The 9,642-nt window shown below is 70.8% G+C and carries 11 protein-coding genes; 6 read left to right on the top strand and 5 right to left on the bottom strand.

What is annotated here, in order from left to right; all coding sequences use genetic code 11:
- Nucleotides 1–331, top strand: a 331-nt coding sequence (locus tag GIY56_RS16480) for a metal-sulfur cluster assembly factor (protein WP_230312586.1), incomplete at its 5' end; no start/stop codon positions are given.
- Here the strand turns inward: GIY56_RS16480 and GIY56_RS16475 are convergent.
- Nucleotides 332–1,537, bottom strand: coding sequence for an NnrS family protein (locus GIY56_RS16475; protein ID WP_154765959.1), 1,206 nt, complete (start codon nucleotides 1,535–1,537; stop codon nucleotides 332–334). It abuts the gene before it with no gap.
- A 188-nt stretch (nucleotides 1,538–1,725) separates the two neighbouring features.
- Between GIY56_RS16475 and nirK the strand changes: the two genes are divergently transcribed.
- The 5 genes from nirK to GIY56_RS16450 all read left to right on the top strand — a co-directional run bounded on the left by nirK (nucleotide 1,726) and on the right by GIY56_RS16450 (nucleotide 5,866).
- On the top strand, nucleotides 1,726–2,865 hold the full coding sequence (gene nirK / locus GIY56_RS16470) for a copper-containing nitrite reductase (RefSeq protein WP_154765958.1): 1,140 nt from the start codon (nucleotides 1,726–1,728) through the stop codon (nucleotides 2,863–2,865).
- Nucleotides 2,866–2,928: 63 nt separating this feature from the next.
- Entirely contained in the window at nucleotides 2,929–3,747 is an 819-nt protein-coding gene (locus GIY56_RS16465; protein ID WP_154765957.1) for an SUMF1/EgtB/PvdO family nonheme iron enzyme, read from the top strand.
- Between the two features lie 61 nt (nucleotides 3,748–3,808).
- Nucleotides 3,809–4,519 (top strand): Crp/Fnr family transcriptional regulator, encoded by a 711-nt coding sequence (locus GIY56_RS16460; protein ID WP_154765956.1) that lies wholly within the window; start codon nucleotides 3,809–3,811, stop codon nucleotides 4,517–4,519.
- Nucleotides 4,520–4,622: 103 nt separating this feature from the next.
- The gene (locus GIY56_RS16455) at nucleotides 4,623–5,060 is read left to right on the top strand and encodes a pseudoazurin (RefSeq protein WP_154765955.1); all 438 of its coding nucleotides are present in this window, start codon (nucleotides 4,623–4,625) and stop codon (nucleotides 5,058–5,060) included.
- 89 nt (nucleotides 5,061–5,149) lie between these two features.
- Entirely contained in the window at nucleotides 5,150–5,866 is a 717-nt protein-coding gene (locus GIY56_RS16450) for a Crp/Fnr family transcriptional regulator (RefSeq protein WP_154765954.1), read from the top strand.
- Here the strand turns inward: GIY56_RS16450 and GIY56_RS16445 are convergent.
- The 4 genes from GIY56_RS16445 to GIY56_RS16430 form a co-directional block, all read right to left on the bottom strand.
- Nucleotides 5,859–6,104 carry a cytochrome C oxidase subunit IV family protein gene (locus tag GIY56_RS16445; RefSeq protein WP_154765953.1) on the bottom strand — a complete coding sequence of 82 codons (246 nt, stop codon included), beginning with the start codon at nucleotides 6,102–6,104 and terminating at the stop codon, nucleotides 5,859–5,861. The two genes, GIY56_RS16450 and GIY56_RS16445, sit on opposite strands and share 8 nt — an antisense overlap.
- A gap of 272 nt (nucleotides 6,105–6,376) precedes the next feature.
- Nucleotides 6,377–6,913 (bottom strand): cytochrome c oxidase subunit 3, encoded by a 537-nt coding sequence (locus GIY56_RS16440; RefSeq protein ID WP_154765952.1) that lies wholly within the window; start codon nucleotides 6,911–6,913, stop codon nucleotides 6,377–6,379.
- Nucleotides 6,910–8,835, bottom strand: a complete 1,926-nt coding sequence (locus GIY56_RS16435; protein ID WP_154765951.1) for a nitric oxide reductase activation protein NorD — start codon at nucleotides 8,833–8,835, stop codon at nucleotides 6,910–6,912. The genes GIY56_RS16440 and GIY56_RS16435 overlap by 4 nt, the downstream gene beginning before the upstream one ends.
- A 3-nt stretch (nucleotides 8,836–8,838) precedes the next feature.
- Nucleotides 8,839–9,642, bottom strand: a complete 804-nt coding sequence (locus GIY56_RS16430) for a CbbQ/NirQ/NorQ/GpvN family protein (protein ID WP_196053673.1) — start codon at nucleotides 9,640–9,642, stop codon at nucleotides 8,839–8,841.

The raw sequence follows: 9,642 nt of genomic DNA, 5'->3' as shown, positions 1-9,642 counted from the left end.
CGGCTGCTGGTGCGGGCGGGCGGGGTGGACCGGGGGGCGCATGGTGGCTGAGGATCTGCGGGCGGCGGTTCTCGCCGCGCTGCGCGGGGTGGTGGACCCGGAAACCGGGCGCGACCTGGTGGCCATGGGGCTGGTCTATGACGTGGCGGTCCAGGACGGCTCCGCCGCCGTCACCCTGACCACCACCACCCGCGGCTGCCCCCTATCCGAGATGCTGCGTGCCGGGGCCGAGGCCGCCGTGGCGGCGGTGTCCGGCGTCACCCGCGCCAGCGTGGCGCTGACCTGGGACCCGCCCTGGACCCCCGACCGGATCGAGGCAGGGGCGTTCTGATCAGGCCGGGGCGCGGCGCGGCTGGCGCCGCACCCGCAGCAGCATCGGGCCATGTTCGATGATGAACAGCCCGAACCCCGCGATCCACAGGGCGCCCGAGGCCTCCATCAGCCCCATGGTCCCCGTCAGGTCCGCCAGCGGCCGCGCCAGCGCCGCCGCGAACAGGCACAGATAGGCCGCCATTGTCCAGCGCGATGCCGTCAGCGCCTGCCCCGTATGGCCGCGCGTGGCCCTTGTCATCACCGCCAGCATGGTCGTGGCGATCACCCCCACCGTCAGCACGTGCAGCGCTGACACCGGCAGCAGCCACCCCGCCCCCGCCGCAGCGATCGCCGCAAAGCCCAGAGGCACGAAACCGTAAGCCCCGTGCAGCACCAGCAGCAGCGGTTCCGCCCGGACCGCCAGCCCCCGCCAGCGCGCCAGCCGCGCGGCGTTCAGCGCCGCCGCGACCAGCGCCAAGGCCAGCGTCACCCGCCCCTCGGGCGCAACGGTCCAGGCGGCCAGCGCCCCCGCCGAACAGGCGATCACGCCCATGTCGAAGCGGTTGAAGGGCACCGGCATCCGGGCCGCGCCGCGTTGGCTCAGCCAGTTGCGGGTAAAGCTGGGGATGATGCGCCCGCCGATGATCAGCACCAGGACCACGTATCCCGACACGGCGGCGCGCAGCCAGGCCTGCGGGTTGCCCCCCGTCAGGACGGCGGCGTGGAACCCCAGATTGCCCGCCATGATGGCGGCGCATCCGGCCAGCACCTTCAGGTCGTTCCACTTGCGGCCCGCGACGATCTCTCGGCTGGCAATCGCCAGCAGCGCGGGCAGGAAGGCCGCGTCGATCCCGGCGGCAAGCGGCAGGCCGATGATCCCGGCGCCCGCCATGGCGGCCCGCCCGGCGGCCCAGATCGCCACCAGACCGATCAAGGGCTGCCCCGACACCGGCAGGCTGCCCGTCCAGTTCGGGATCGCGGTCAGCAGGAACCCCGCCAGCACCGCCGAGGCGAAGCCGAAGACCATCTCGTGCGCGTGCCACAGGGGCGCGCCCAGGTCGCCCCCCAGGGGCAGGCCATGGGCCAGCGCCGCGATCCAGAGCGCCATGGCGGCCACCGCCCAGATTGCGCCGCCCAGAAAGAAGGGCCGGAAGCCATAGGACCACAGGGCCGCGCCGTCCCCCCTTGATCCGCGCGGGATCCGGGGGCGTTTGTCGTGGGACATGGGTGTTCTCCTTCAAGGTTGCCCCCAGCGATAGGCCGGAAAAACGCGAACTCTTTGCGCTGCCGCAAGCAAGGGGGCGTTTTGGCCGCGCCTGGTTGTTCCCGCACAACGAAGGGGCGGGCGGAATGGGGCAAGCTGCCCTCAACCGGAACGATCCGGCGCGTCACAACCATCGAACGGAGCCAGCCATGACCTCCCTTTCCGTCAGCCGCCGCACCATCCTTGCCGGTGCCGCCATTGCCGGGGCCTTGACCCAGGTGCGGACCGCCGCAGCCGGGGCCACCGCCGGGGCGCAGGCGGTGCTGACCCCCGCCGCCGCCCCCGACGTGGCCAGCCTGCCGCGCGTCAAGGTGAAGCTGGTCGATCCGCCCTTCGTCCACGACCACGAGCCTGTCGCCACCGGCGGCCCGAAGGTGGTCGAATTCGAGATGACCATCATCGAGAAGAAGATCGCCCTGGACGACAGCGGCGCGGAATACTGGGCGTCCACCTTCAACGGCACGGTGCCCGGCCCGCTGATGGTGGTCCACGAGGGCGATTACGTCGAACTGACGCTGATCAACGACGCCGCGAACGAGCTGATGCACAACATCGACTTCCACAGCGCGACCGGCGCGCTTGGCGGCGGCGCGCTGACCCAGGTGAACCCCGGCGAACGCTGCGTGCTGCGCTTCAAGGCGACGAAGCCCGGCGTCTTCGTCTATCACTGCGCCCCTCCGGGCATGGTGGCCTGGCACGTGGTGTCGGGGATGAACGGCGCGATCATGGTGCTGCCGCGCGACGGGCTGAAGGACCGGGCCGGCAAGCCCGTCACCTATGACAAGGTGTATTACATCGGCGAGCAGGACTTCTATGTCCCCCGCGACGAGGCGGGCAACTGGAAGACCTATGGCAGCCCCGGCGAAAGCTACGAGGATGTGGTGGCCGTGATGAAGACGCTGACGCCCACGCATGTGGTCTTCAACGGCGCGGTCGGCGCGCTGACCGGCGACAACGCGATGACCGCGAAGGTCGGCGAGACGGTGGCCTTTGTCCACAGCCAGGCCAACCGCGACACCCGGCCCCACCTGATCGGCGGGCACGGCAACCATGTCTGGGCGACGGGCAAGTTCAACAACCCGCCGGAAGAAGGCCTGGAAACCTGGTTCATCCCGGGCGGCACGGCGGGGCTGATGGTCTATACCTTCGAGCAGCCGGGCATCTACGCCTATGTGAACCACAACCTGATCGAGGCCTTTGAACTCGGCGCCGCCGCCCATGTGGTGGTCGAGGGCGAATGGAACGACGACCTGATGATGCAGGTCGTGGCCCCGGGCGCCCTGTCCTGACCCCTCGGGCCGCCCCCGCACCACGCGGGGGCACCCTTTCCGCCTTATCGACCGGAGCCGACCATGCACGGAACCGTTCTTCTGCTGGCGGGCGCCGCCGCCGGGGCGCTTGGCCTGTCCTTCTGGCCCCCTGCGCGGCCCCTGCCCGACCTGCCGCAGGTGGTGCGGCTGGAACCGCAGCCCTTCCTCCACCGCCTGGACGGCGACTGGCGGCGCGACGGCCGGTCGGTCGATGCGCCGCTGCAAACCGTCGCCATCCCCGCCCCGGTCGAGGTCATGGCCACCCCCGTCAGCACGGCGCAATGGCTGGACTGCGTGGCCGACAAGGCCTGCGCCCTGCCCGGCGGCCCGGTGGACGATCCCGGCCTGCCCGTGACGGGCGTCAGCTGGATCGACGCCCAGGCCTATGCCGCCTGGCTGTCCGACCGCACGGGCGACACCTGGCGCCTGCCCACCGATGTCGAATGGGCGCAGGCCGCAGCCGAGATGTTTCGCGACGACGCGCTTGGCGTGGACAGCGACCCCGCCAACCCCGCGACCCGCTGGCTGGCCGAATATGCCGCCGAATCCGCCCGCAGCCGGGACAGGGACCGCGAGGTCCGCCCCGTGGGAATGCTGAACGTCAACAGCCTGGGCGTGCGCGACATCGGGGGGGCCGTCTGGGAATGGACCGCCACCTGCCTGCGCCGGGGCGAGGTCGATGCGGCGGGCCGCATCACCGCCCAGGCCGACAGCTGCGGCATCTATGTCGCCGAAGGGCTGCACCGCGCCGCCGTGGCCGACTTCGTGCGCGACCCGAAATCGGGCGGCTGTTCGGTCGGCCAGCCGCCCGCCAACCTGGGCCTGCGCCTGGTCCGAGAGGTCGGCGGCGGCAGGGCATGACGGACAGGGACCAGGGAACGCTTTGCTTCGGCATGATTCTGCGTCACCTAAGGGGAAACCCATGGTGAAGGCGCAAAACGTGGCGATCGACATTTCCCTGGTGCGCAACCTGCCCCTGTTCCGGCAGATGGACCCGGCGGCCCTTGCCCGGCTGATGACGCGCGCGACCACGCGCCGCGTGGTCCCGGGCGACATCGTCTTTGAACAGGGCGCGCAGGCGGTGGCCTTCTACCTGCTGCTGCACGGGCGGCTGAAGGTCAGCCAGGTCACCTCCGACGGACAGCAGGTGATGGTCCGCGTGGTCCATCCGGGCGACCTGTTCGGCTTTGCCCGGGCGCTCGCCCGCCCCGACTATCCCGGCACGGCCAGGGCGGCGGTCGAATCCATCGTGGTCAGCTGGCCCATGGCCGATTGGGACGCGGTGGTGGAAAACAACCCCCGCCTGGCGATCAACGCCATGCAGACCATCGGCCAGCGCCTGGACGAGGCCCATACCCGCCTGCGCGAAATGTCCACCCAGGAGGTCGAGCGCCGCGTGGCCCATGCCGTGCTGCGCCTGGCCGAAAAGGCGGGCCGGGTGGAAAGCGGCGGCACCCGCATCGACTTTCCCATCACCCGCCAGGACATCGCCGAGATGACGGGCACCACGCTGCACACCGTGTCGCGCCTGTTGTCGTCCTGGGAAGGGCAGGGCCTGGTCGAGGGCGGGCGGCAGAAGCTGACGGTGGTGGATGCCGCGGGCCTGGCCCGGATCGCCGATCCCGAGGACTGAAACCCGTTGCCCTGTTTGCGTTCGATCAAAGTGGCGGCCCCCGAACAGGCCTAAACCCCTGGGCAACGGGCCGCGACCGGTCCGCCCATCCAGGAGACCACAGATGACACGCCTTCCCTTCCTCGCCGCCCCCGCCCTTCTTCTCGCGCTGGCCGCCCCCACCCTTGCCGCCGAGCACGAGGTCCACATGCTCAACAAGGGCGAGGCCGGGATGATGGTGTTCGAGCCGGCCTTCGTGAAGGCCGCGCCGGGCGACACGGTCCACTTCGTGCCCACCGACAAGAGCCACAATGTCGAGGCGATCAAGGACATCCTGCCCGCGGGCGTCGAGCCGTTCAAGAGCAAGATGAACGAGGAATACACCCTGACCGTGACCGAACCCGGCCTTTACGGCGTCAAGTGCACGCCGCATTTCGCCATGGGCATGGTCGGCCTGATCCAAGTGGGCGACGCGCCCGCCAACGTCGATGCCGCCAAGACCGCCAAGATGGCGAAAAAGGCGCGCGAGCGCATGGACGCGGAACTCGCCCAGGTCCAGTGATCCCGGAACATCCGCGGGGGACGGGGGTTTGGTCCCTGTCCCCCGCAAGGGCCGGTTCCCCGGCCGCCCCCACCGAAAGGCCCGACCCGATGAGCAGGAAACTCTCGACCGCGCATCGCCGGATCGCCTGCCAGTCGCGGCTTTTCGCCTCGCTTCCCCCCGATCTGTCCGGCCTGCTGCTGGACGCGGCCCATGTCCTGCGCCTTGATCGCGGGCAGGTGCTGTTCCAGCATGGCGACGACGCCACCGCGATCCACATCGTCGCCCAAGGCTGGATCAAGCTTTACCGCATCGCCCCCAACGGGGCCGAGGCCGTGGTGGGCGTGATGACGCGCGGCCAGAGCTTCGGCGAGCCGATGGCGCTGCGCCAGGCGGCCTATCCCGTGTCCGCCGAGGCGGTGACGGGTTGCGAGCTGATCGCGGTGCCCGCCCATGCGGTCCTGGACCTGCTGAAGACCCACCCCGAGGCGGCGATCTCGATCCTGTCGGCGGTCTTCATGCACCTGCAGGGCCTGGTGGAACAGATCGAGCAGCTGAAGGCGCGCTCCGGCGCGCAGCGGGTGGCCGAGTTCCTGCTGGAACTGTGCCCGCCGGGGGCCGACAGCGCGACCGTGGTGCTGCCCTACGACAAGGCGCTGATCGCGGGCCGTCTGGGCATGAAGCCCGAAAGCCTGAGCCGCGCCTTCGCCCGCCTGCGGGACCTCGGCGTGCGGGTGAACCAGTCGAGCGCCGCCATCGCCTCGGTGTCGCGGCTGGAGGAGCTGGCCCAGGCCGAGGCCTTCGGCGCGATGAACCGCGTCATCTGAAGGACAAGGCCGCCAGCCCCCAGATCGCCGCCAGCCACAAGGCCAGCGGCACCGTCAGCGCCGCCAGCCAGCCCGGCGCCGTGCGCAGGTGCAAAAAGCCCCCCAGAATCGCCCGCGCCTTCAGCCAGGCCAGCACCAGCAACCCCGCCATCGCCGCCCGCCCCGGCATCGGGACCAGCAGCACCGTGGCGGCGCTCAGCGCGATCAGGGTGGCCCAGGTGCGGGTCAGGGGGGTCATGCGATGCTTCCTTGGGTTAACCGGGCGGGATCAGGAAACGCATCGCGTTTCCCCCGCCCGCCAAACGACATCGCCACCAAAGACGGTGCAGCCCCGCGACCACGGAAGGCCAGCGCCCGACCCGAGGGGGGCGAGAAGCGCCCGCCGGTGGCGGGGCGGGCGCTGGCCGGGCCTTCGAGGCCCGGCGGTTCCGGTGGATATGTTCCGCCGTGGCGAAGGCGATGGCCTTCGCCAGGCAGCGGGATCGGCAAGGCGGAAAGCCGTTCCATCCCTTACCCCAGCAGATAGATCGGCGGCAGGATCAGCACCCAGACCAGATCCACCATGTGCCAGAACATCGCGCCCGCCTGCACCGCGTCGGGCCGCGCGCGGATCGCGACAAGGGCCAGCACCGCCACGCCCGCGATCACGTGGGCCGCGTGAAAGCCCGTCAGCAGGAAATAGAAGGTGAAGAACGGGTGGCTGTCCATGCCCGCCCCCGCCGCCAGGTCGCGGGCATATTCCGCGGCCTTGATGCTCAGGAATGCCAGCCCGCCAAGCGCCGCCCCCATCAGCGCCACGCGCGCCCCGCGCCGGTCGCCCGCCCCTGCCGCGCGTTCGGCGCGGGCGGCCAGCAGGCCGGACGTGACCAGCACCACCGTGTTCAGCGCCGCCATCCGTCCGTCCAGCATGGCGCGGGCGGCGGAAAACCCCTGCGGATCGGTCAGCTGCGTCGCCATCATGGCGGTGATGCCCGCGGCAAAGACCAGCAGTTCCGACACGATCAGGATCCACAGGATCAGCTCGCCCGGAAGGTCGTCGAGGCTCATCCCATGACCAGCTGGCGATAGATCTCGGGCAGGGCCTTGGTCAGCCGGTCGGGGTCGCGGATCACCGAAAAGCCGCCCTGGCCGAAGATGCGCGGGAACCAGCCCTGCGCGTCTCGGTCGATGGTGATGCCGAAGACCGCATGGCCCGCCCGCCGCGCCTCTCGGACGGCCATGGCGCTGTCCTCGATGCCATGGCGGCCTTCGTAATGGTCGAGATCGTTGGGCTTGCCGTCGGTGATCACGATCAGCAGGCGGCGCGACCGCCCCTCGGCCGCAAGCCCCGCCGAGGCATGGCGGATCGCCGCGCCAAGGCGGGTGTAGAAGCCGGGGCGCAGGGCGTGGATGCGCGCCTCGACCGTGCGGGACATGGCTTCGTCGAAGGACTTGCACTCGTGGATCCAGACCCGGTCGCGCTTGAGCGACGAAAATCCCTGCACCGCGAAACGGTCCCCGCAGGCGTCCAGCCCCCAGGCCAGCGCGGTCAGCGCCTCGCGCGCGATGTCGATGACGGGGCGGCCGGTGACGGCGCTTTCGGTGGACCGCGACACGTCGAGCAGGATCGACACGGCGAGATCCCGGTTCTCGGGTCGGGCCTGGCGCCAGATGCGGTCGCTGCCCCGCCCGGTGGCGCGCAGATCCGTGACCGACCGCAGGGCGGCGTCCAGATCCAGATCCTCGCCGTCGGGCTGCGCATGGCGGATCAGCTTGGCCGGGCGCAGGGCCTGGAACTGGCGGCGCACGGCCTCGATCCGGCGGCGGGCGGCGGGGTCGGTGACGCCCGCGTAATCGGGCGCGGGTTCGACCGGGGCGGCCAGCACGCGGCAATGATCGGCCATCCAGACGCCGCCGCGCGCGTCCCATTCGGGATAGGTGAACTTGCCCGCCACGCGTTCGCGGTCCACGTCTTCGGGCGCGAGATCCAGGTGCAGCTTGAGCTTGGTCGCGGGCGCCTTGGAGATCTGGCCCAGCACGATTTCCTCGTGGTCCTCGGCCGCCTTCTTGGCGTTGTCCAGGTCGTCGTCCTCGACCCGGCGGTTGATGTTCAGCATCTCGGCCCAGGTCAGCATGGCCTCGAACTTGAACAGGATGATGCTGTCCTTGCGCTCGGCCTGGTCCGACTTCATCCGCCGCGTCTTGCGGGCGGTGCCGTCGCCCGATTCCTCGGGCGTGCCAGAGGTCGGCAGGCTGGCCACGTCGGATGCCGCGCCCGCGCCAAGCCCGCGCAGGTCGGGCCACATCGGCACCGGCAGGACGGGGCGGTATCCGCGCGGCGCGCGCCAATGGGCGGGGGGATCGGCATAGCCCGCCAGCAGCGCGGGTTCGGGCATCGCGGGATCGCCCAGAAGATGGCGCAGCAGGGCTTCCACCCGCGCCTCGGTGCCGCGCAGGGCGGGGCGGGTGCGGCTGTCCAGATGCGCCCGGCACAGGCGGGACCACAGCGGGCGCAGGCCCGGCGCGGCCTCCAGCGTGGCATGGGTCATGGCGACGCCCGCGGACAGCGCCGCAAGGTCGGCGTGCAGGGGATCGGGCCGGGGCACGAAATCGGGGGCATGGGCGGATGCGGCGGCCAGCCACAGATACAGCCCCTCGTTATCCTCGGGGCGCGGAAAGACGGCCAGTTCCACGGGCAGGCGCAGCGCCTCGCGGTCGAAGCTGGCGCGGGCCAGGTGGTCGCCGTCGCTGGCCAACCTCCGGCGCCAGGACAGGCGGTGGCGGCTGGCCTGGTCCGCCACGGGCTTGAGTTCCACATCGGCCCCGCCCCCGAGGCCCCGGAACAGCACGGCGATGCGCCCGCGCATGTCGTCGAACCGGACGGCAGCATCGGGGAACCGCTGCGGCGGGTCCATGCGCGAGGCGAGCCGGTGCCACAGCTTGCCGACGGTTTCCTCGGGTTCCCAGGGGGCGATCTCGATGTGGTCCATGGTTCAGCCCATCACCGCCACGACCAGATCCATCAGCCCCGCGCGGATGTCGGCATCGTCGGTCAGGGGTTCGATCATGGCGGCGCGCACGGCGCGGTCCATCGCCATGCCGCCCGCGATCAGCGTCGCGGCATAGACCACGAGGCGGGTGGACACGCCTTCCTCCAGATCCTGGCCCTTCAGCCCCCGCAGCTTGCCCGCCAGCCGCACCAGCAGGCCCACACGGTCCGCATCCAACCCGCTTTCGCGGACCACCACGGGGATTTCATGTTCCGGTCGGGGAAAGGTGAACTCCAGCGACAGGAACCGCTGCCGGGTGGACGGCTTCAGCGTCTTCATGATGTTCTGGTAGCCGGGGTTGTAGGAGGCCACCAGCATGAAGCCCGGGGCCGCGTGCAGCTCCTCTCCGGTGCGGTCGATGGGCAGGATGCGGCGGTCGTCGGTCAGCGGGTGCAGGACCACGGCCACGTCCTTCCTGGCCTCGACCACCTCGTCCAGATAGCAGATCGCGCCTTCGCGGACGGCGCGGGTCAGGGGGCCATCGACCCAGACGGTTTCCCCGCCCTTCAGCAGGTATCGCCCGATCAGGTCGGCCGCCGACAGGTCGTCATGGCAGGCGACCGTGTAAAGGGGCCGCCCCAGTTTCGCCGCCATGTGGGCCACGAAGCGCGTCTTGCCGCAGCCCGTGGGGCCTTTCAGCAGCAGGGGCAGGTTCTTGGCGTGGGCCGCGGCGAAGATGTCGCATTCATCGCCCTGGGGCAGGTAGAAGGGGGCGTCCGCCCCCCTCAGGTTGAAACTTCCATCCAT

This window comes from Paracoccus lichenicola (genome assembly GCF_009708075.1).
Taxonomy (GTDB): Bacteria; Pseudomonadota; Alphaproteobacteria; order Rhodobacterales; family Rhodobacteraceae; genus Paracoccus; species Paracoccus lichenicola.
Note: the sequence above shows the minus strand (reverse complement) of the source record. Positions and strands in the feature narration are given on the sequence as shown.